General features: G+C 74.7%; 19 protein-coding genes. 1 reads left to right on the top strand and 18 read right to left on the bottom strand.

Going from position 1 to position 21,901, the window contains the following annotated elements; genetic code table 11:
• Window positions 1-9: 9 nt before the first annotated feature.
• From KZX60_RS00555 to coaD, 18 genes are all read right to left on the bottom strand, one after another.
• Window positions 10-2,142, bottom strand: a complete 2,133-nt coding sequence (locus tag KZX60_RS00555) for a hypothetical protein (protein WP_248115080.1) — start codon at window positions 2,140-2,142, stop codon at window positions 10-12.
• Entirely contained in the window at window positions 2,139-3,731 is a 1,593-nt protein-coding gene (locus tag KZX60_RS00560) for a glycosyltransferase family 4 protein (protein WP_248115081.1), read from the bottom strand. The genes KZX60_RS00555 and KZX60_RS00560 overlap by 4 nt, the downstream gene beginning before the upstream one ends.
• The gene (locus tag KZX60_RS00565; RefSeq protein ID WP_248115083.1) at window positions 3,728-4,711 is read right to left on the bottom strand and encodes a Gfo/Idh/MocA family oxidoreductase; all 984 of its coding nucleotides are present in this window, start codon (window positions 4,709-4,711) and stop codon (window positions 3,728-3,730) included. The genes KZX60_RS00560 and KZX60_RS00565 overlap by 4 nt, the downstream gene beginning before the upstream one ends.
• Window positions 4,708-5,811: a DegT/DnrJ/EryC1/StrS family aminotransferase gene (locus KZX60_RS00570; RefSeq protein WP_248115085.1), complete on the bottom strand. Its 1,104-nt coding sequence runs from the start codon at window positions 5,809-5,811 to the stop codon at window positions 4,708-4,710. Before KZX60_RS00570 ends, KZX60_RS00565 begins: the two co-directional genes overlap by 4 nt.
• Complete coding sequence (locus KZX60_RS00575) at window positions 5,804-6,427, bottom strand: acyltransferase (RefSeq protein ID WP_248115086.1); 624 nt, start codon at window positions 6,425-6,427, stop codon at window positions 5,804-5,806. The genes KZX60_RS00570 and KZX60_RS00575 overlap by 8 nt, the downstream gene beginning before the upstream one ends.
• Before the next feature lie 11 nt (window positions 6,428-6,438).
• On the bottom strand, window positions 6,439-7,737 hold the full coding sequence (locus KZX60_RS00580) for a nucleotide sugar dehydrogenase (RefSeq protein WP_248115087.1): 1,299 nt from the start codon (window positions 7,735-7,737) through the stop codon (window positions 6,439-6,441).
• 172 nt (window positions 7,738-7,909) lie between these two features.
• Entirely contained in the window at window positions 7,910-9,664 is a 1,755-nt protein-coding gene (locus KZX60_RS00585) for a glycosyltransferase (RefSeq protein ID WP_248115088.1), read from the bottom strand.
• 2 nt (window positions 9,665-9,666) lie between these two features.
• The gene (wecC, locus tag KZX60_RS00590) at window positions 9,667-10,923 is read right to left on the bottom strand and encodes a UDP-N-acetyl-D-mannosamine dehydrogenase (RefSeq protein ID WP_248115089.1); all 1,257 of its coding nucleotides are present in this window, start codon (window positions 10,921-10,923) and stop codon (window positions 9,667-9,669) included.
• Window positions 10,924-11,001: 78 nt separating this feature from the next.
• On the bottom strand, window positions 11,002-13,254 hold the full coding sequence (locus tag KZX60_RS00595) for a glycosyltransferase (protein WP_248115090.1): 2,253 nt from the start codon (window positions 13,252-13,254) through the stop codon (window positions 11,002-11,004).
• Entirely contained in the window at window positions 13,251-13,997 is a 747-nt protein-coding gene (locus KZX60_RS00600; RefSeq protein WP_248115091.1) for a hypothetical protein, read from the bottom strand. The genes KZX60_RS00595 and KZX60_RS00600 overlap by 4 nt, the downstream gene beginning before the upstream one ends.
• Window positions 13,994-15,220: a glycosyltransferase family 4 protein gene (locus tag KZX60_RS00605; RefSeq protein WP_248115092.1), complete on the bottom strand. Its 1,227-nt coding sequence runs from the start codon at window positions 15,218-15,220 to the stop codon at window positions 13,994-13,996. Before KZX60_RS00605 ends, KZX60_RS00600 begins: the two co-directional genes overlap by 4 nt.
• Window positions 15,213-16,466 (bottom strand): LCP family protein, encoded by a 1,254-nt coding sequence (locus tag KZX60_RS00610; RefSeq protein WP_248115093.1) that lies wholly within the window; start codon window positions 16,464-16,466, stop codon window positions 15,213-15,215. The genes KZX60_RS00605 and KZX60_RS00610 overlap by 8 nt, the downstream gene beginning before the upstream one ends.
• A 32-nt stretch (window positions 16,467-16,498) precedes the next feature.
• Window positions 16,499-17,410, bottom strand: coding sequence for a bifunctional DNA-formamidopyrimidine glycosylase/DNA-(apurinic or apyrimidinic site) lyase (gene mutM, locus KZX60_RS00615; protein ID WP_248115094.1), 912 nt, complete (start codon window positions 17,408-17,410; stop codon window positions 16,499-16,501).
• A gap of 7 nt (window positions 17,411-17,417) precedes the next feature.
• The gene (gene rnc / locus KZX60_RS00620; RefSeq protein ID WP_248115095.1) at window positions 17,418-18,080 is read right to left on the bottom strand and encodes a ribonuclease III; all 663 of its coding nucleotides are present in this window, start codon (window positions 18,078-18,080) and stop codon (window positions 17,418-17,420) included.
• Window positions 18,081-18,153: 73 nt separating this feature from the next.
• The gene (gene rpmF, locus KZX60_RS00625; protein ID WP_248115096.1) at window positions 18,154-18,357 is read right to left on the bottom strand and encodes a 50S ribosomal protein L32; all 204 of its coding nucleotides are present in this window, start codon (window positions 18,355-18,357) and stop codon (window positions 18,154-18,156) included.
• Between the two features lie 2 nt (window positions 18,358-18,359).
• Entirely contained in the window at window positions 18,360-18,932 is a 573-nt protein-coding gene (locus KZX60_RS00630) for a YceD family protein (protein WP_248115097.1), read from the bottom strand.
• 149 nt (window positions 18,933-19,081) lie between these two features.
• Entirely contained in the window at window positions 19,082-19,993 is a 912-nt protein-coding gene (gene galU, locus KZX60_RS00635; RefSeq protein ID WP_248115098.1) for a UTP--glucose-1-phosphate uridylyltransferase GalU, read from the bottom strand.
• On the bottom strand, window positions 19,990-20,505 hold the full coding sequence (gene coaD, locus KZX60_RS00640; protein WP_248115099.1) for a pantetheine-phosphate adenylyltransferase: 516 nt from the start codon (window positions 20,503-20,505) through the stop codon (window positions 19,990-19,992). The genes galU and coaD overlap by 4 nt, the downstream gene beginning before the upstream one ends.
• Before the next feature lie 91 nt (window positions 20,506-20,596).
• Between coaD and KZX60_RS00645 the strand changes: the two genes are divergently transcribed.
• A complete protein-coding gene (locus tag KZX60_RS00645; protein ID WP_248115101.1) occupies window positions 20,597-21,844 on the top strand; it encodes an aminotransferase class I/II-fold pyridoxal phosphate-dependent enzyme in 1,248 nt (415 codons plus the stop codon).
• Window positions 21,845-21,901 lie beyond the last annotated feature (57 nt).

A 21,901-nucleotide genomic window follows, 5' to 3' on the forward strand; every position in this document is an offset into this window, starting at 1 on the left:
GGGTCCACGTCAGCGGACAGACGCGGCCCTCGCCGCGTTCAGCCGGGCCCCCCAGGTCTGGGAGCGCTGCGCCTCGCCTACGCCCGGAGCCCCCAGCTCGGCGAGCCGTTCGAGGCCCGCGCGGATCGCGTCCGCGTCGCGGTCCACGCCGAGGCCCAGCCGGTTCTCCTCGAGGAAGGCGGCGATGGCCATGTCCGCGAAGCAAAGGATGGGGTAGCCGCGCTCGACCAGGCTCATCGTCTTGTACGGGAAGCTGAAGCGCGCGTACTCCCCGCCGAGGAGGACCACACCCACCACGTCCGCCGTCCCGGGGACGTACCACTCGAAGGGCACGGTGGTGACGCGGACCCCGGGCCGGTCCGCCAGCCCGTGGTCCTCGAGGAGAGCGTCGAGGGCGTCCCTCTCACCGGGCCGGACGACGAAGTCCAGTCGGATCGCCTCGTCCAGCCGCGCGGCGGCGTCGAGGTACTGGCCGAGGCCGTAGATCCCGCTCACGCCGCCCGCGTAGAGCAGCGTGAGCCCCTCGTCCCCCGGCGCACGGAGCCCTGGGGGCACGGTGTTCGCCGGCGCCACGGCCGGCGGCAGCGGCACCCAGTCGTGACCGGCGCGACCGTGCCGGGCGAGCAGGGCGTCGAACCCGCGGCCCGACTCGATCGACGGCGCCGCCAGGCGGTCCGCCGCGGCCGCGAGCGTCTCGAGCTCCAGGAGCCCCCGCGCCTGCGTGTCCCGTCGGGCGTCGGCGTCCTCGAGGTAGCCCTCGATGTCGTCCAGCCAGTGGAGGTCGCGCACGAACCACACAGTCTGGCCGCCCGCGCGCGAGAACTCGCGCATGACGTCGGCGAGCTCCTCGGTGACGCGGGGAACGGGGATGGGCGAGGTCGAGTTCTCCCCGTAGAAGAGTCCGAGGGGGCGGCCGGCCGTGATCGCGGCACGCACCGCACGCACCCGTCGGTCGAAGACGCCGGGCACGGAGGACATCCGCACCGCCGCGCCGCCGTCGTCGAGTGCGTCCGCCATGTTCCGCACCCGCTGGGGGCGGGCACCGTCGGTCCGGTCCTCGAGGGGCGACGTGGAGAAGAAGACGTCCAGCGGCCCGGCGTGCCGCAGGGCCTCGAGGTCCTCGAAGTCGCGGTCGACGCGGCCCGCCATGGCCGCGCGGTACGCCGCCAGCAGATCCTCGTGCCGCACCGGGACGCCACGGGTCTCCGACGCACTCTCCTGCGCCTCCGGCGCCTCGAGCATGGCGGACAGCTCCGCGACCAGGCGCAGCCCGCGACCGGATCGCACGCCGCCCCGACTCTCGGCCCACGCGCCCGTGCCGATCGTGTCCTCCACGAGGAGGCGTCCTCGGAATCCCGTGGCGAGCAGCAGGTCACCGACCGCGGCGTGGTCACGCGAGGAGCCGACGAGGACGACGTGGGTCGCGCCGTCGAGGCGGGCCCGCGTCACGGCGTCGAACCCCCGATTCCGCTCCATGTCCCGGCGGCGATAGAGGGCCGACGCCGACAGGGGCCTCAGGCTCGACCCGGGGACCTCGGCGATGGCTGAACCGAGCGCCGCGAGCTGGTTCTCGAGGCGTTCGTCGTCCTTGCGCTCGGGGTGCAGCGCGACGACGTGCGGGGGCACCGGCGCGGACTCGAGCGGGGCGAGCGCCGTGGCCGGCACGGCCGGGATCAGGTGTCGCAGGTGGGCGCTGCGTGAGCCCTTGGACAACGCCTTGTCGAACTCCCACTCGTCCTCGAGGAACAGGCGGTCCACGGCCGTCGTGAGGCGCGCGGTGTCCTCGGCGGCGTGCTTGCGCGCGGCTGAGAAGTCCAGGTCGCCGCGCCACAGCAGCGGGACGAACTCCTCCTCCACGTGGCGGGATGCGAACGCCCCTGCGCCGAGGCCGGACGTCACGACCATGTCGTAGTCGCCCGTCGCGATGATCGCGCGCATGCTGCGCGCGATCTGGGACCCGGACTCGCGGAGCGCCCAGGTTCCCGTCCAGGGGAAGAGCCTCGGGAGGTTCCTGCGGGTCCGCCGGAGCCACGAGTGTGCGGCGACGTCGAGGACGTCGACCTCGTGGCCGGCCGCGGTCGCGTTGAGGACCACCAGCCCTTCGGCGGGTCCGACTCCGGTGCTCAGGATCAGTGCCCTCATGCTCCCGCCTCCCGGGTCTGGTGCTGCGCTCCGGGGCGCAGGCCCATCAGGGTCATCTCCCGTTCCACGGTGTGCTCCGGGGAGGTCTGCGCGCGTACGCGGCGCGCCGCGGCCGCCGACATCCGCAGGAAGAGGTCCGGGTCCTCCATGAGACGGCGCAGACCGGCGGCGAGCCCGTCGACGTCCTCGAAGCCGGCGACCACCGCGCAGGTCTCGTCGACGAACTCGGTGATCGCGCCGGCGTCGTTGGTCACCGGCACGAGGCCGGAGGACATGGCCTCGTCACGGGAGACCCCCTGGGAGTCCGCACGCGAGGGCACGAGGAAGATCCCGTGCTCCCGGTGCAGCACGGCAATCTCCTCCTGGCCTGCGAAGCGGCGCTCCACGACGACGTTCTCGTCGTCCGCGAAGGCCTCCTCGAACAGGCCGAAGTGCTTGCCGTCACCGATGACGCGCACGGAGACCTTCCCCCACAGAGGGGTCTCTCGCAGCCGCTCGAGCGCGCGCACGGCGAGGTCCGGACCATAGTTGAGATTCGCCGCCGAGCGCACCCACAGGACACGGAAGCGCTGCTCGGGGTCCTTCGGGACGTAGCGGTAGAGGTCGGTGTCGATCACGTTGTGCACGATCGCCGATCGCTGGCCCGGGAACACGAGCTCCATGTCCTCCTGCGCGGCGCGGCGCCACCAGCGGGAGACGAACACGAAGCGCTCGGGGCCGTTCGGATGGGCCAGCACCTCGCGCCAGAATCGTTGACGCTCGAGGGTGTCCTGGATGGCGCCGTCGAGCTGCTCCTGGGTGCGGTGGTTCCGCACCGTGCGGATCCAGCGTCGGGACTCGAAGCCGTGCATGAACGCGAAGAAGCGGTGCCCGGCGAGGGCATCCTTGACCGGCTCCCACAGGGCGCGGCCGAGGAAGTGGGCGGCCACGGAGTCATACGGCCGCGTGCGCAGCAGCTCGGCCGCCTCCTCGCCGCGCCCGACGATCACGGGCACGCCGTCGTACTCGTACGCATGCGGCTCGGAGGCCCGGTCGATGACGGCGATGTGGACGCGGACGCCGGCAGACTGGAAGTACTTCACGCGGCGGTGCACGAAGCCGTTGCCGTAGCGGTTCTCCTCCGTGGGATAGACCGCCAGGAGGATGAGGTGGAGCGGCGCGTCCCGATCGGAGCCGTGCCCGGCGAGATCGAGGTACTCGGCGACGCGAGCCGGTGCTGCCGCGCGGTCCTCATCCTCGTACCCGGTCGGCGGCAGCGGCGGAAGCGGTTCGGCGAACAGGCGGCGCTTGAGGACGGCGTTCTCGAGCTGGAGGAACGTGGCCGCCTCCTGCGGCGTGTAGGTGTCGCCGGCGTCCGCGAGGTGAAGGAACCCCCCGTAGCCATGGGACGGGCGGCCACGACGTGCCGCCGCGGCGCCCGGCTGGGCGCGCACCGCACGACGGAGGCGTCGCACCGTCGTCGAGTCCTGGGGAAGCGTCCTGGCCGCGGCCTTGAGTGCGTCCTTGGCAGGAGCGGGCAGGGTGCGGGCCCCGGCGACGCCGAGGCGCAGGGCCCGGCGGGCCTGGGCGCGCCAGGGCGAAGGACTCACAGCTGCACCGTCTCCCCGTGTCCGGCCGACTCCAGCAACGCCTCCGCCACTCGCAGGGTGTCCAGGCCCTCGGCCATGGACACATGGTCCTGCCGGACGCCCACGATCGCGTCGCGGAACGCCTCGTGCTCGGTCTTCAGCGGCTCCGGCTTGGCGATGGCGAGGCGCGTGACGTCGCCCTCGGACACCCCGCGGAACGCAGAGACGGCCTCCCAGCTGGTCGGCACGGAGCCGTTGGCCTGGAACGTGAGGTCCGCGGTGACCGTGTCCGCCACGAAAGCGCCGAGCTCGCCCGTCACGGTGGTCTGACGGACCTTCACCGGGGAGAGCCAGTTGACCACGTGGTTCGTGATCACGCCGGAGGCCAGGCGCCCGGACGCCACCACCATGTCCTCGTGCTCGCGGCCCGAGTTCGCGGCCGTCTCGGCCGCCACCCGCTCGTACGGGCTCTCGGCCAGCCATGAGGTGAGGTCGATGTCGTGCGTGCCGAGGTCCTTCACCACGCCCACGTCGGCGATGCGCGCCGGGAACCCGCCCTGGCGCAGCGTGGAGATCTGCAACACCCGGCCGAGCTCGCCGGCCTGGACACGGCGGCGCAGCTCCTGCAGGGCGGGGTTGAATCGCTCGATGTGGCCGACGGCCCCCACGAGCCCCGCGGACTCGAAGGCCTCGACCAGGCGGGCGCCCGCCTCGGTGCTGTGGGCGATCGGCTTCTCCACCATCACGTGCACGCCGGCGGCGGCCAGGGCGAGGCCGACCTCCTCATGCAGACCGGTGGGCACCGCGCACACGACGGCGTCCACGCCGTGCTCGATCAGGCCCTGGACGGAGTCGTACAGCGGCAGGTCTCCGGCCACGCCGTGCGGATCCCCCATCGCATCCGCCACGGCCACGAGCTGCGTGCCCTCCACGGTGCGCATGACGCGCGCGTGGTGGCGGCCCATCATCCCGAGGCCGATCAGTCCGGTGCGGATGCTCATGCGCCCGCCTCCGCCACCACGGTGTTCACGGCCTCCACGACGCGTGTGACGTCCTCGTCGGTGAGCGAGGGGTGCACGGGGATGGAGAAGACCGTGGCCGCTGCGACCCGGGTGTTCGGCAGGTCCGCCTCGATGCCGAAGGACGGCAGCTCATTGGTGGGCACGGGGTAGTACACGCCGGTGCCGACGCCGAACTCCTCCTTGAGGCGGGCGAGGATGTCCGGGCGCTTCGGGGCGAGGGCCTCGGGCAGGCGCACCGTGTACTGGTGGTACACGTGCTCGGCGCCCTCCAGGACGACGGGTGTGGTCACGCCCGAAAGCTCGGCGTCGAAGCGTGCCGCGATGTCCTGTCGGCGGCGGGTCCACGCGCCGACCTTGGTCAGCTGCACACGACCGATCGCGGCGTGGATGTCCGTCATGCGATTGTTGAAGCCCACGAGCTCATTCTGGTACTGCACCTCCATGCCCTGGTTGCGCAACAGCCGCACCCGGCGCGCCACGTCGGGGTCCGCCACGGAGACCATGCCCCCCTCGCCGGAGGTCATGTTCTTGGTGGGGTACAGGCTGAACATGGCCCAGGCCCCGAAGGTCCCCACGGGACGGTCCTGCCAGCGGGTGCCGTGCGCCTGGGCGGCGTCCTCGAAGACCATCAGGCCGTGCTCGTCCGCAATCTCCTGCAGCTCGGTCATGCGCGCCGGGTGGCCGTACAGGTGCACCGGCATGATCGCCCGGGTGCGCTCGGTGACCTTGGCCCGCACGTCTGCCGGATCGAGGGTGTAGGAGTCCAGCTCGATGTCGGCGAACACCGGCGTGGCCCCCGTGAGCGCCACGGCGTTGCCGGTGGCCGCGAACGTGAACGCGGGCACGATGACCTCGTCGCCCGTTCCGATGCCCGCCGCGAGCAGACCCAGGTGCAGGCCCGAGGTGCCCGAGTTGACGGCCACGCACTCGCGGCCGTCCACCATCACCTGGGCGAACTCGTCCTCGAAGGCCTTGACCTCCGGCCCCTGCGCCACCATGCCGGAGCGCAGGACGCGGTCCACGGCCTCCCGCTCCTCGTCGCCGATGATCGGCTTCGCCGCCGGGATGAACTCAGGCATGGGACTCCTCCTCCTGGCCGGCCGCGCGCAGCGCGCCGTCCTCCTCGATGAACCTCTCCTCGGTGTCCGGGCAGACCCAGACCCCGTCCTGCTGCTCCAGCCGACGGCCGGTGCGGCCGACCCAGCCGAGCTGACGCGCGGGCACGCCGGCCACGAGGGCGAACTCCGGCACGTCCCGGGTCACCACGGACCCGGCGGCCACGAGTGCCCACGCGCCGATGCGCACGGGGGCCACGCACACCGAGCGCGCGCCGATGGCGGCGCCGTCGCCGATGTCCACGCCCACGGCCTCCCAGTCCGCGCCGGACTTCTGGGAGAGGTCCGGGTTCACCGCGCGCGGGTAGGTGTCGTTCGTCAGCACCACCCCGGGGCCGATGAAGACGCCCCGGCCCAGACGGGCGGGCTCGTAGACGAGCGCCAGGTTCTGAACCTTGCAGTCGTCGCCCATCTCCACGCCGGTGCCGATGTAGGCGGCGCGGCCGACGATGCACCGCTCGCCGAGGCGCGCCTGCTCCCGCACCTGCGCGAGGTGCCAGATCTTGGAGCCGGCGCCGATGCGGGCGTCGGCGGACACGTCGGCCCCGGGGGCCGTGAAGAACTCCGCGGTCTCGGTCATCTCCGGGCCCCTCAGGCGTCCGCGGGGACGCCGATGACGCGGCGGGTCACGCCGGCCCAGGCCTCGGGCGAGGTCACGTTGCGGCCGTCCACGAGGGTCCGCACGCCGGGCAGGTCCGCCGGGGTCAGCGCACGGTACTCGGCGTGGTCGGTCTGCAGCACGGCGGCGTCCACCTCGGCGCCCATCGTGTGCGGCTCGAAGCCGAGGCCGCGCAGCTCCTCGTCCGTGTACATCGGATCGTGGACGCTCACCTCGGCGCCGCGGGTGCGCAGGGCGCCGACCGTGGCGAAGACACCCGAGAAGGCGGTCTCCTTCACGCCGCCGCGGTAGGCGGCGCCGAGGACGACGACGCGCTGGCCGGCCAGGTCGCCATGAGCCTCGGCGAGGAGCTGGACGGCGAAGTCCGGCATGCCGGCGTTGACGGCGCGCGCGGTGCGGACGATGTCCGCCGCGGGGTCGTTCCACAGGTACAGGCGGGGGTACACGGGGATGCAGTGGCCGCCCACGGCGATGCCCGGGCGGTGGATGTGGCTGTACGGCTGCGAGTTGGACGCCTCGATCACCTGGTAGATGTCGATCCCGGCTTGCCCGGCGTAGCGGGCGAACTCGTTGGCGAGGCCGATGTTCACGTCCCGGTACGTGGTCTCGGCGAGCTTGGCCATCTCGGAGGCCTCGGCGCTGCCCAGGTCCCACACGCCGTTGGGGCGCTGCAGGTCGGGGCGCTCGTCGAAGTCCAGGACGGCCTCGTAGAACTCGCGGGCCTTCTCCGCACCCGCGGCCGAGAGGCCGCCGATGAGCTTGGGGTAGCGACGCAGGTCCTCGAAGACCCGGCCGGTCAGCACGCGCTCCGGGGAGAACACGAGGTGGAAGTCCTCGCCCTCGGTCAGGCCAGAGCCCTCCTCCAGCATGGGCTTCCAGCGGGAGCGGGTGGTGCCCACCGGCAGGGTGGTCTCATAGGAGACGAGGGTCCCGGCGGTCAGATGCTGGGCGAGCTCGCCGGTGGCGCCGTCCATCCAGCCGAAGTCGGGGCGCGCCTCCTCGTCCACGAACAGCGGCACCACCAGCACGACCGCGTCCGCGCCGGGGATGGCGTCCCCGTAATCGGTGGTGGCGCGCAGGCGGCCGGCCCGCACGGACTCGGAGAGCTTCTCCTGGAGGTGGGCCTCACCGGGGAACGGCTCGGTGCCCGCGTTGACCAGATCCACGACGGCGGCGTTGACGTCCACGCCGACCACCTCGTGGCCCTTGCTCGCGAACTGGACGGCCAGGGGCAGTCCGATCTTCCCCAGGGCGACGACGGCGATCTTCATCCGGATCCAGCTGTTCCTTCCGTGCGCGGCTCCCTGCGCGGTCCGCGGTCCAGGGAGATGTGGCCGGCCCCGACGCGCGACGCGGGTCGGCCACGGGGCACGGGGCCGAGCCTAGCACCGGGCCCTTTCGCGGGCGGCGAGTGACCCGTCTGGCGGCACGGTGCGGCGGCCCTCAGCGGGTCGGATGCACCCCGAGTCCCGCGTACAGCTCGCGGTAGCGCCGGGCGTTGCCGGCCCACGTCCGCGTCTCGAGCGCCCACGCACGGCCCTCGGCGCCCAGGCGGGCGCGCAGCGCCGGATCCTCGCCCAGCAGGTCGAGGGCGTCCGCGAGCGCCGCGTCGTCGCCGGCAGGGAAGAGCAGGCCGGTGTGTCCGTCCTCCACGAGCTCCCGCAGCGCGGGCAGGTCCGAGGCGATGACCGGCCGTGCCGTCGCGGAGGCCTCGACGGTCTTCATGGGGGTGACCGAGCGAGTCACGGGCAGGTCGCGCCGGGGCACCACGAACGCGTCGATGGCGGCGTGGTGCAGGCGCGCGGCCGCACGGGGCACCCGGCCGGGGAAGCGGCACAGGGGGCCGATCCCGAGCTCGGCGGCGAGGCTCTTGAGCCCGGGCAGGGCCACGCCGTCGCCGGCGATCAGCACGCGCAGGTCCGGGCGCCGCGGCGCGAGGAGGGCGGCGGCGCGCAGCAGGGTGTCCAGCCCCTCGTAGTCCACGATGCTCGAGACGGTTCCCACCACGAACGCCCCGGCCCAGTCGTCCCAGCCCAGCTCAGCGCGGGCGGCAGCCGCGTCCGGCGGCTCCGCGAGGAAGGCCTCGCCCACCGCGTTGGGGCACAGCACGACGTCGGAACCGGCCACGCCGCCCGCGACGAGGCGCTCGCGCATCCCCTCGCCGAGGGTCACGACGCCGTCGGCCCGGGCGGCGGCCTCCGCCTCGCGTTCGACGAACCGCCGGTACCGCTCGGACTCGCGCGCCTCCGGCCCGCGCGCGGCCGCCCAGGTGTCCGCGAGCTGGCCGCGCACCTCGTACACCCACGGGATCCCGAACGCGTCCGCCACCGCGCCCACGGCGGCGGCGTTGGCGAAGTGCGTTGTGGTGTGCAGCAGGGCGGGGCGCTCCCTGCGGACGTGGTCGGCGAGCAGCTCGGCGTGCTGCACGAACCGGTCCGCCTGGCCCTGCGCCAGGCGGACCGGGAGCAGCCGGTGGTAGGCGACGCCGTCCACGACGTCGCGCTCGGCGGCCCACGGGACGCCCACCTGCACGGGGTAGCCCGGGCGGGTGACGGCCGAGACGGCGAACCCCTCCTCCCGGAGGGAGCGCAGGATCGAGTGGCTGCGCTGGGCGTAGCCGGACCCGGTGTGGGGCAGCGAGTTGGTGAGGACGTGCAGGACGCGTCCCGGCACCGGGGCGTAGGAGCGCTCCCGGGCGAGCACCGGCGTCGCCCCCCGGAAGGCGTCCCGCTCCCCCGCCATGCGACGGGCGAGGTGACGGTTGCGCGGGTGCACGGCGGCGAGGCGCGCCGCCTCGTCGAGGTCGCCGCGGTGGGCGGCCAGCCGTGCGGCGGCCGCGGTCCATGCCGCGGCGCGCAGCCCCACGGGCACGGAGTCCAGGTGGGCGGCGGCCAGGTCGGGCCGGCCGAGGCCCAGCGCGGCGTCGGCGCGGTGCACACGGGCGGCGGGGCTGACGTCGTCCGCCCGCTCGAGGGACGCGAGCCCGGCCTCGCGCTCGCCGCGCATCTCGTGGCCCACCGCTGCGGCGACGCCGCCGGGGGCCCGGGTGAGGACGGCGGCGGCCCGTTCGGTCACCGCGCGCGGCAGGCGGCGGGAGATCTGCAGAGCGAGGAGGACCGGGTCGTCGGCGAGGTGCTCGCGCACCGTCTGGGCGGTCAGCGCGAGGCTGCGCAGCAGGGGCCGGCGGGCTCGGAGCACGGTCAGCCTCCGGTGCCGGGGCGCCACTGGCCGCGGGTGTCGACCACCCGCTTGCCGCGGGCGGCCTCGCCGAGGCCGGCGAACGCGTGGTGGTCCACGAGGAGGAGCACCACGTCCGCCCGGTCCACGGCCTCCTCGGCGGGGACGAGGCGCACGTTCTCGCGGTCCGCGAGCGCGGCGGGGAGCTCGTCCACGTGGGGCTCGGCGACGAGCACCGTCGATGCGTGGAGCTGCTCGGCCAGGTCGACCGCGATGGTCAGGGCCGGCGACTCGCGGAGGTCGTCGATGTTGGGCTTGAACGCGAGCCCGAGGGCGGCGACCACGGGCGGGCGGCCGGTGTCCTGCAGGACGTCGAACGCGGCGGCCTTCACCTGGTCGATCACCCATCGCGGCTTGGCGTCGTTGATCTCGCGGGCCGCGCGGATGAGCCGGGCGGAGGCGGGTGCCGCGTCGACGATGAACCAGGGGTCCACGGCGATGCAGTGCCCGCCCACCCCCGGCCCGGGCTGGAGGATGTCCACACGAGGGTGGTGGTTGGCCAGCTCGATGAGCTCCCAGACGTCGATCCCGAGTTCGTCGCAGATCACCGAGAGCTCGTTGGCGAAGGCGATGTTGACGTCGCGGTAGGAGTTCTCCACGAGCTTGGCCATCTCCGCCGTGCGCCTGTCCGTCAGCAGGATCTCCCCGCGGCAGAAGGTCTCGTAGAGGCGCTTCGCCCGTTCGGCGGCCTCGGGCGTCGAGCCGCCCACGATCCTGTCGTTCGTCACGAGCTCGACCATCACGCGGCCGGGAAGCACGCGCTCGGGGCAGTGGGCCGTGTCGATCCCCCGCTCGCGCAGGTCGGGTCGCGCCGCGAGGATGACCTCGGCCATGTGCTCGGTGGCGCCGGGGGGCGAGGTGGACTCCAGGATCACGAGCTCGCCCCCACGCAGCCGCGGCGCGAGGGACCGCGCGGCGGCCTCGATGAACCGCAGGTCCGGCGCGTGGCCGTCCGTGAACGGCGTGGGGACGGCGACGATGTAGGCGTCCGCGGCGGGCGTGGTGGTGGAGGCGGTGAGCGTGCCCGCCGCGACCGCGCGGGACACGAACTCGGCGAGGTCCGGCTCCACGAAGGGGACGGTTCCGGCGTTGACCGCGTCCACGGTGCGCTGGCTGACGTCCACGCCGTGGACGCGGACGCCGTGCTCGGCCAGGATGGCAGCCGTGGGCAGGCCGATGTAGCCGAGGCCGACGACGGCGACCGACTGGATCTCTCTCACGCTCAGGTTCCTTGCTCGTTGCGGGGGTGACCGGACCGTCTCCCGTCGCGCGGGCGCCTCAGGAACGGTCGCCCCACCTTATCCTCGGACGGCGCCGCGGTGCGCCGGGAGGTGCAGGGCGTCCCGCCACAGCGCGGCCACGGCGTTCTCGTCGAAGTCGGCGGCACGCTCCCGGGCGGCAGCGGACAGAGCGTCCCACCGGGCGTCGTCGTGGACGGCCTCAAGGATGCGTGCGGCGGCGTCCTCCGTGTCCGCGACCACGAAGCGCTCCCCGAAGACCCCGGCCGCCCCGGGGCGCGCCCACACCACGGGCACGGCCCCGGAGACCATGCCCTCGGCCGGGGCCAGGTGGAAGCTCTCCGCGGTGGACGGGGAGAGCACCCAGCCGATCTTCGTCAGCCAGGATCCCATGTCCGCGCCGAACGGCTCGAACGCCACAGCCTCGCGCAGGCTGGACGCGCCGAGGCGGGCGAGCAGCTCGGCATAGCCCTCGCGCTGCTCCGGCTTCCGCCACTCGTGCGGGTACTCCCACGGCATGCGGCCACGCACGTGGAGGGTGAACCGTTCGTCCTCGACGCGGAGGCGGGCCAGCACGTCCACGGCCCGGTCCAGGCGCTTGCGCAGCGGCACGATCCCCACGAGGCCCAGCCGGTGTCGCCGGCCCGGCAGCCCGGGGCGGTCCAGATCTGCGAGGGACACGGCGTTGGGGATCACGGTCACCCGGTCCTCGGCGAGGCCGAGGTGCCCGCGCACCAGGCCGGCATAGAGGTCGGAGACGGTGACGACGAGGTCCACGGCCGAGGCGTCCAGGTCCGCAAGCCATCCGCCCCGCAGCTCGAACATGTGCAGGCGCACCACGAGGCGCTGGCCCGGCCGCTTGTGCCGCGCGTACCAGACGGCGTTCGGCCCGGCCCACTCGCACACCACGACGTCGGCCCACTCGGCCAGGCGGCGGGAGGCGGCCTCGTCGTGCCGGTGCAGGGCGGGCCAGCGGTCCAGACGCAGCTCGACCGACGGGTCGTCGCGCAGCAGGTCGATGAGCTCGCCGGCGAACTTCAGGTCGTGCCCGGCGACGACGACGCGTGTCCGCCCCGTCCGCGAGGCGTCGCCGCCGGCGTTCCGAGCCCGGGCGGCGTCGACGGCGCCGACCCGCTCGAGGCACGAGAGCAGCTCCCGCGAGCGCGCGCCGACCCGATAGGGCTCCGCGGCGGCGACGACGCGTCGCGAGAGCGCGGGAAGGTCGGCGCGGACCGCCGCGAGCCGCGCTGCGACATCCTCGGCCGTGTCCGTCGCCCCGTCGACGAACAGCGGATAGTCCGCGCCGAGCAGCTCCTCGTGCGCGGTCGTGCGGTTGACGAGCGGGGGCACCCCCACAGCGCAGCTCTCCAGCACCTTCGTCGAGATCTCGAGGGAGAGGTCGAGGTCCGGGTCCCGCCACCCCAGGGACACGTCCGCGCCCGCCGTGAGCGCCGTGGCGTCCGCACGGCTGAGGGCGCCGGTCCAGGTGAAGCCGAGGCGGGGCGTCTCGAGGGAGGCCTGCATGGACTCGGCCCAGTCCGGGTCGTCGGGCTCGCGGTGCACCTTGTCCCCGGCCATGGTCAGGGTGGCGTCCACGCCGCGGGCCTGCAGGGCCGCGAGGACGTCCATCATGAGGTCCGTGCGCCAGCGGCGGGCGAACTTGCCCGTGTAGACGAGCCGCAGGGGCCCGGTGCCGCGGTCCTGAGGGCCCGCCACGGGCGCGAGGGCGTCGGGGACCATCGGCGAGAGGATCGCCGTGCGCCCGGCGGCCGCGGGGACCATGGCCTCGAGCACCGCCCTTGCCGCAGGCGTCTGGGCGAGCATGAGGCGGCTGGCGGCGGCGATCGTCCCCAGGCGCTCGGCCGTCTCCGCAGTGAAGTCCGCCGGCCCGTACCCGTACTCCGTCACGTAGGACCACAGCCGGCCGGGGAAGGCCTGGCGATCGGCGAGGGCCCCGCACACGCGCACACCGCGCACGAGGACGACGTCGTAGGGCGAGGCCTCGTCCCGCTCGCGCAGCACCTCGACGGCGCGGACGGGCGTCATGGCGTGCTGACTGGGCCGCGGCCGGGCGTCGAGCACGCGGACGCCGGGCAGGCGCCGCAGGGGCTCGGAGAGCAGGTCGCGCCGCTCCTCGGCCTTGAGCTGGACGTCCACGTGCGCGCCCGTGCGGGCGAGGGTCTCGGCGATCGAGGGCAGCCACAGGGCCGAGCCGTCGACCACGTTGAGGTCCACGTCCCCGTAGAGCAGGACGCGCACGCCCGCGGCGGGAGCAGGGTCACCGGGCAGGAGGGGCTCGTGGCCGGCGGTCACGAGGCCGCCTCCGGGCAGGCACGGAGGAGGTCGGCGAGGCCGAGCGACGCGTCCCCCGGGTCCTCCGTGAGGTGGGCGGGGGCGCGATCGGCCCCCGCCGTGACGACGACGGCGTCCTCCGCCCGCAGCAGGGCGAGCGCGCCGAGGCGGTGGCGGCCTGGGCCTCGGGAGAGGACCCAGCACGTGGTGCCGCGACCGTGCGCGGCAGCCATCGCGGCACGCAACTCGCGGAACAGGGCGACGCCCGTCGCGTCGAGGGCGCCGTCCCACACGCCCGCGAACCCGTCCAGGTCCACGACGACGGCCTCCACCCGCTCGGCCACGGCGACCGCCGTGCCGGGCACGATCGGCACGACGCGGTGTCCCGCCGAGGCGAGGGCGGCCCGGATGTCGTCGGCCGCGACCACGCCCACGGCCCGCCCGCCCGACGGCGTGCGGGAGACGTCGACAACGCCCAGCGCGGCCTCGAGCCGGGCGGCCGCGCGCGGATCGGCGTCCACCGCGGCGGCGGCCCGGCCGGTCACCGCCGGGACCGCAGGGAGGCGGGCGGGCGCGGCGCCGGCGAGCCGCCGGACCGGCGCCTGCACGAGTGGGGGCAGCTCGCGCAGGGCCCGCCCCCCGGCACGGCGCAGCAGGGCCTGCTGCTCGGACGGGAGGGTGCGCACGGCGCCGCGCGCCGCGGTGCGGGCCGTGCGGACGGCACGGCCCAGGGCGGCGCGCCCAGGGAAGGACGGGGAGGTCATGGGACGAGGTTCTCCTGTCGCATCGGGGTGGGTCGACCGTCGGGCAGGAGCGCGCGCAGCACGCGTTCGTACCGCGCCGCCACCGCGGGCAGGTGGGCGTGCTCGCTCACCCACGCCCGCCCGCCGTCGCCGACGGCCGTCCGGGCGGGGTCCGCGGCGAGCGCGGCCAGGTGCGCCACGAGGTCGTCCACGCCCGGGCCGACGACGTCGGCACCGCCGGCCGCCTCCAGCGTGTGGGCGGCCTCCCCCGTCACCTGGCCGGTGACGTGACGGCCGACCGCGAGGACCTCGTAGGTCTTGGAGGGGACGGTGTGGCGGAAGCTCGGCCAATCGGGGCGCAGGGAGACCACGAGGGTGTCCGCCCACGCGTACTGCTCGCCGACCGCGTCCCCGGACACGGGCTCGAGGAGCTCCGCGGCCCCGCCCAGGCGGGCGTTCAGCTCCTCGAGCGCCGCGCGGCGGACGCCATCCCCCACGAGGCGCACCTGCACGCCGGGATGTGATGCGCGCAGACGGGCCGCGGCCTCCACGAGGCGCTCGAGGCCCTGGCTCTCCCCCATGTTGCCCAGGTAGAGGACACGCAGCTCCCCGGCGGCCCGTTCCCGGGGCGGCACGGTGCGCACGCGGCCGAGATCCACGCCGTTGCCCAGCGTCACCACCGCGCCCATCCCCCGCGCGCGCAGGGTCTCGGCGAAGCCCTCGGTCACCGTCACGACGACGTCCGCGGCCCGCTGCCCGCCCGCCACGACGCGCTCCATGGCCCTGCCCAGCGGGCCCTCGTGCACCCCGGCCTCATGGGCGAGGTCCGGCCACGCGTCGCGCATCTCGAGCACGAGGGGGCGTCGGCGCAGGCGGGACAGGGCCCAGCCGGCCACCACGACGGGAAGGGCGGGGACGGTGGCCACCACGACGTCGGGGCGGGGTGCCAGCAGGCCCCGCGGCACCGCGAGCACGCTGTGCACCACGGCCTCCACGAAGCGTCCGTTGCGGCTCCCGGCCCCGCGTGCCAGCCGCGGCGTGGGGAGGAGGCGCTCGCCGTCGTCGCCGTGGGAGGCGCGCAGTCCGCCGGGGGCGATCACGTCCACGTCCCAGCCGGCCTCGCGCAGCACGCGGACCACGACGGCCCAACGTCGCGCCGGAGGCGTGCGCTCCGGGCGGTAGGAGTGCGTCACGAGCATCAGACGCGGGGGGCGGGCACGGCCCGCGGAGCGGGCGTCAGCCACCGCAGACCTCCTCGGGGACGGCGGGGCTCGGGGCCGGCGGCGCGGACGAGCTCGGGGCGGACGACGCGGACGGGCTCGGCTCCGCGGTGGTCGAGGAGCTGGACGCGCTCTGGGACGCGGACGCCTCCGCGGCCTTCTCGGCCGCGCGGCGGCTGCGCGCGGCCTCCTCCGCCTCGATGTAGCGCTGCACGTCGTCCGCCGCGAGGGCGGAGCGCAGCGAGTCCATCCTGGCCGGGTCCAGCTCCAGGATGGACTGGCCGCCGGGAGAGCGGCCGAACCCGGCGATCGGCACGGAGAACATCTCCACGTCCTCGCGGCCCACCTCGCGCAGCTGCCATGCCAGCGACGCCACGGTGGCGGCGTCCAGGCCGTCGTCCACCGAGAGGTGCCGGGAGAGGACGGAGACGACGTCGGAGGTGCGGCCCGGGTTCGCCAGGATCTCCGGGCTCAGGAAGCGCCCCAGGGCCCCGCCGACGTAGCGCTGCTGGTTCTCCACCCGGGTGATGTCCCCGTCCTCGAACGCGTGGCGCTCCCGCACGTAGCGCAGGGCCGCGGTGTCCTGGAGGAGGATCTCGCCCCGCGGGAAGTAGGAGGGGTTGGTCTGCCCCGAGGAGAAGGCGGTGGGGTTGCAGACCTTCACGCCGCCGAGGGCGTCCGTGACGCCGCGGAAGCCCTGGAAGTCCACCTCCATGAGGTGGTGCACGGGCACGCCCATCAGCTGCTCCACGGTGTCGACGGCCAGCGGGTAGCCGCCCATCGCGAACGCCGCGTTGACCTTGTCCTGGTGGCGACCGGGGATCTCCACCCACGTGTCGCGCAGGATCGACATGATGTAGACGTGCTCCCGGTCCGCTGGGAGGTGCACCAGCATCATCGTGTCGGAGCGCCCGTCGCCGGCGTCCTCGCCCTCCTCCTCGGAGCGGGAGTCGGAGCCGAGCAGCAGGATGTTCATCGGTCCGGAGCCGGCGTCGTCGAGAGCCCCGGTGTCCACGGTGTTCCGCTGCTCGTCGTAGACGCGCCCGAGCGAGACGGCGTACCAGCCCGCGAGCACCACGGCGGCCCCCAGCAGGAGCGCGAGGAGGCCGAGGACCCACGGCCAGCGGCGGCGACGCCGTCGTCGGCCCCGGGCCGGGGACGGCGCGGGCGTGGGCCCCGCCGGCTGCCGGTGCTCCGCGACGGAGTCCTCGGGCGGCGTGCCGTCTGCGGGGTCACGAGGCGTCCACGGCGTCTGCGGGGGCTGGGTCACGTCGGCTCCTGTCGGGAATGGCTCCGCACAGTCTAGGGACCGGGGCGCGTGGAGGCCCGCCGAGGTCTCGGCTGGCACCGCGGGCAGCGGTGGGAGGCCCGCCCCATGAACGGCTCGCGCACGATCAGGGAGACGACGCCCTCCGCCGCGCAGCGCCGGCACGGCGAGCCCGTGCGGCCGTACGCCTGCAGGGAGCGGGCATACTCGCCGGAGCGCCCGTCCACGTTCACGTAGAGCGCGTCGAAGCTCGTGCCGCCCTGCTCGAGGGCGCGCCCCATGATCTCCCGCACAGCCTCGAGGACGCCCACGGTCTCGGCGCGGCGCAGGCGGGAGGTGGGACGTTCGGGGTGCAGCCGGGCCGCCCAGAGCGCCTCGTCCGCGTAGATGTTGCCGATCCCGGACACGAGGGACTGGTCCAGGAGCGCGCGCTTCAGGACGCTGCGCCGCCGCGCCAGACGGGCGTGCACGGCCGCGGGGTCGAAGAGCGGGTGGAGGGGGTCCAGGGCGATGTGGGCCGCCGTCGCGGGGATCCGCTCCCCCGTCGCGGCCTCGGTGACGAGCGGGTCCAGCCACCAGCCGCCGAAGAGCCGCTGGTCCACGAACCGCAGCTCGCGCGCCGCGCCGTCTGCCGTGGTGATCGGGAGGCGCAGCCGCAGGTGGCGCGGGTCAGGATCGGCGGGCTCGTCCACGAGCACCTGGCCGCTCATCCCCAGGTGGACGACGACGGCGTCGTCGCCGTCCGCGAGCGGCAGCCACAGGAACTTGCCGCGCCGCGCGGGCTCGGCGAGGACGGCCCCGTCGAGGCGCGCGCGCAGCGCGGCGGGTCCCCCGGGGCTGCGGCGCACCGAGCGGGCGTCGAGCACCTCGAGGGGGCCGGCGGCAGCACCGGCGGCGCTGCGGGCGATGCCCCGGCGCACGACCTCCGCCTCGGGGAGCTCCGGCACGGCGGGCTCAGCGCCCCGCGGCGGGCAGGTCGGCCTCCAGGGCCGGCCAGGACTCGGCCGCGGCCTCGCGCTCGGCCTGCTTCTTCGAGCTGGCGACGGCGGAGCCGTAGTCCTTCCCGCCCACACGCAGGGTGGCGCGGTAGCGCGGGTCGTGCGCGGGGCCCTGCCCCTCGATGACGTACACGACCTCGCCGAGGCGGTGCCGGCTGGCGGCCTCGGCCACCACGGTCTTCCAGTCGGTGCTCTCGCGCATCAGGTCCGGCTCGTCGAGCAGCGGCACGACGTGCCGGTGCACGAGGGCCGCGGCGGCCACCGCCCCGTGGTCCACGTAGGTGGCGCCGATGAGGGCCTCGAGGCTGTCCGCGAGGATCGAGTCCTTGTCCGCGCCGCCCGTGCGGGCCTCGCCCGTGCCGAGCTTGATGAACGGGCCGATGCCGATCCGGCGAGCCACCTTCGCGAGCGCACGCGTCGAGACGACGGCGGCCCGGCGCCGGGCGAGGTCGCCCTCGGGCAGGTCCGGGTACACGGCGAAGATGTGGTCCGTGACCACGTAGCCCAGCACCGAGTCCCCGAGGAACTCGAGGCGCTCGTTGGTGGGCAGGCCGCCGTGCTCGTACGCGTACGAACGGTGCGTCAAAGCACGTTCGAGCGTCTCGGACGTGATGTGCACGCCGAGACGCTCGAACAGTTCAGGTGTCTCCGGCGCGGGGGCGACCCCGCGGCGAGCCGGTGACGACGCCATCTCAGGCGTCAGCGACCTTGCGGCCCTTGTACTCGAAGAACAGCGGGGTGCCGGCGGCGTCGGTCTTCAGCTCGGCCTGGTGGGGCAGGCGGTAGGACACGCGGCCGTTCTCCACGGTCTTGACCAGCGTGGGGGCCTCGGCCTTCCACTGGGAACGACGGGAACGGGTGTTGGAACGGGACATCTTCCGCTTCGGGACTGCCACGGCTATCTCTCTTCTGTCTCGGTGTTGGAGGTCTCTTCGGTGCCCGCGAGGGCGGCGAGCGCCGCCCAGCGCGGATCCACGCGCTCGTGGACGTGCCCCTCGGGCGCGTCCTCGAGGCGGATGCCGCAGTCGGCGCACAGGCCCTCGCAGTCCGGCCGGCACAGCGGCTGGAACGGCAGGGTGATGACCACGGCGTCCCGGAACACGGGTTCCAGGTCCACGGTCTCGTGCACCACGATCGGCTGGTCGCCGGCCTCGTCCCGGGACGCGCCGGTGAGGAACAGCTCCTGCAGGTCCACGGTGATCCCCTCGCGCAGAGGGGTCAGGCAGCGGCCGCACTCGCCCACCAGGTCCGCGTCCGCGGTGCCGGTGACGAGCACGCCCTCGTGGACGGCCTCGAGGCGCAGCTCGACGTCCACGAGGTCCCCCGCGGGGACGCCGAGGACAGGCGTGCTCACCCCCTCGGGGGCGGGCCACTGGGCCGTCACGTGACGCTGGATCCCGGCTCCGCGCAGGAGGTCGCGCACGGAGATGACCCACGGCGACCCCGCGTCGGGGCGTTCGTCGGTGTCCATGATCGCTCCTCTCGGCGGTGGGACGGGCCGCGCCGACTGTCCGGATCGGACCGTTCGACGCGTGCAGGCAGGGTCAGGCCACGATGGACCGACAGCCCATCCTAGCGGCTGCCCCGTTCCACGCCAAAGCGGCGCACGGGCGGCGCGCCTCAGAGTCCGGCGGCGAACCCCTTGAGCCAGGCCCGCAGGTCGTCGCCGAGCTCGGGGTGGTCCACGCCGAGCTCCACCACGGCCTGGAGGTAGCCCAGCTTGTCCCCCGTGTCGTAGCGGCGGCCCTCGAAGACGACGGCGTGCACGCCGTACCCCTCGCCCTCGCCCTCCGCGAGGGTCTGCAGCGCGTCCGTCAGCTGGATCTCGCCGCCGCGGCCCGGAGCGGTCTCCTCGAGCACGTCGAACACCGCCGGGGAGAGCACGTAGCGGCCGATGACCGCGAGACGAGAGGGGGCGTCCTCGCGGGCGGGCTTCTCCACGAGCCCGGTCACGCGCACCACCTCGTCGGTGCCCTCCACGGCCTCGACGGCGGCCACGCCGTACGAGGAGACGGCCTCCTCCGGGACCTCCATGAGCGCGACGACGGAGCCGCCGAGGCGCTCCTGGGCGTCGATCATGCGGACCAGCAGGTCGTCGTCGGCGCCGATCAGGTCGTCGCCCAGGAGCACCGCGAACGGCTGGTCCCCGACGTGGCGGCGCGCACAGCCGACGGCGTGGCCGAGGCCGAGCGCGGCGCCCTGGCGCACGTAGTGGATGTCCCCCACGAGGTCCGACTCGCGGATCAGGTCGATGCGCTTCTGGTCTCCCTTGCGCTCGAGCGTGGCCTCGAGGGCCGGGTGGCGGTCGAAGTGGTCCTCGAGGGCGCGCTTGTTGCGGCCTGTGATCATCAGGACGTCGCACAGCCCCGCGCGGCGGGCCTCCGCCACCACGTACTCGATGGCAGGGCGGTCGACCACCGGCAGCATCTCCTTGGGCATGGCCTTCGTGGCCGGGAGGAAGCGCGTGCCCAGGCCGGCGGCCGGGATGACGGCCTTGCGCGTGCGCGGGCGGGTGGGGGTCTGCTCGGTCATGGACGGGTGCTCCTGGACGGGTCGGGGACGGCGGACGGGGACGGTGCGGCGTTCAGGCGCCGCAGCACGGCGGCGGGGACGAAGTCGCGGACGTCTCCGCCCAGGCCGTGGACCTCCTTGATGAGGGAGGAGGAGAGGTGGGCGAACCGCGGATCGGCCTGCAGGTACACGGTCTCCACGCCCGTGAGGTGGCGGTTCATCGTGGCCATGGGCGCCTCGAAGGCGAGGTCGGCGCCGTCCCGCAGGCCCTTCACGATGGTGTCCGCGCCCACGGAGCGGCAGAACTCGGCGAGCAGGCCGGTCCCCATGGGCCGGGCGCTCACGCCGGACAGGGAGGAGACCGTGGCCTCGACCATCTCGATGCGCTCGTCCACGGTGAACCGGTACGTCTTCTTGGGGTTCACGGAGACGGCCACGATCACCTCGTCGAAGAGGTTGGCGGCCCGCATGATGACCTCGACGTGACCCTTGTGCAGCGGGTCGAAGGATCCGGGGCAGACGGCACGGCGCATGCGCCCAACCTACCCCGGGGGACCGGCGGGGGCGAGGACCGCTCTCCGCCCCCGCCCGCGGGCCGGCCGGCCGGAAAGTACAGTGGCCGCCATGGACACCCCGGCCCCCCGCCCGACTCCCGCCGCCGTCCCCGGACCATGGCGCCGCGCCGCCGAGGCCACCGGGCTGCTGCGCGGGGGCGTCCCCGCGCCCACCGTCTTCGAGACGGTGACGGCCCTCGCGGCCGAGCACGGTGCCGTGAACCTGGGGCAGGGCTTCCCCGACGCCGACGGCCCCGCGGACCTGCTGCGCCTGGCCGCGGACGCCGTCCTCGCGGGCCCGAACCAGTACGCGCCCGGCGGCGGGGACGCGGCGCTGCGCCGCGCCGTCGTCGAGCACCGGCGGGCGCACTGGGGCGTGACGGAGGACCCGGACGCCGAGCTGCTGGTCACCGCCGGGGTGACGGAGGCGATCGCCGCCACCGTGCTGGCCCTCGTCGGCCCCGGCGACGAGGTGGTGACGGTGGAGCCGTTCTACGACTCCCACGCCGCGACCGTCGCCCTGGCCGGCGCCCGCCACGTGACCGTGCCCGTGGAGCCGCCCGCGTTCCTGCCCGACCCGGCCCGGATCGCGGCGGCGCTGACCGACCGCACCCGGCTGCTCATCCTCAACACCCCGCACAATCCGACCGGCGCCGTGTACCCGCGCGCCCTGCTCGAGGAGATCGTGCGGCTGTGCCGGGAGCGCGGCGTGCTGATCCTCTCCGACGAGGTGTACGAGCACCTCGTGTTCGAGGGCGAGCACGTCTCCCTGCGCTCGATCCCCGGGGCCCGGGAGATCGCCCTGACGGCGTCCGGGGCCGGGAAGGCGTTCGCCGTGACCGGGTGGAAGGTGGGCTGGCTGGCCGGGCCCGCCGAGCTCGTGGCCGCCGTGCGCGCCGTGAAGCAGTACCTCACCTTCTCCACGGGCCCGGCCTACCAGGCGGCCATGGCCGCCTACCTGCCGCGGGACGAGGCGCACCTCGTGGGGCAGCGGGAGCGGTACCGCGCCACGCGGGACACCCTCGTGGCAGGGCTGCGCGCCGTGGGCCTGGAGCCCGTGGTGCCGGACGCCGGCTACTTCGTGGTGGTGGACCTGGCCCCCTGGGGCGTGACGGACGCCTCGGCGGCCGTGCGGGACTGGGTGCGCGAGGCCGGCGTCGCGGGCATCCCGGTGAGCGCGCTGTGCCGGCCGACGGACGATCCGGCCGACGCCCACCTCGCCTCCTGGCTGCGGCTGGCGTTCTGCAAGTCCGAGGACGTGGTGGCCGAGGGCATGCGGCGCCTCGCCGAGGCCGCGCCGCGGCTGCGCCGGGGCTGACGCTCCCCTCTCCCGCGCGGCCGCGTGCCGTCGGGCCCCCGCCCGCCGAGCGGGGGC

It is taken from the genome of Micrococcus sp. EYE_212 (genome assembly GCF_023147585.1).
GTDB lineage: Bacteria > Actinomycetota > Actinomycetes > Actinomycetales > Micrococcaceae > Micrococcus.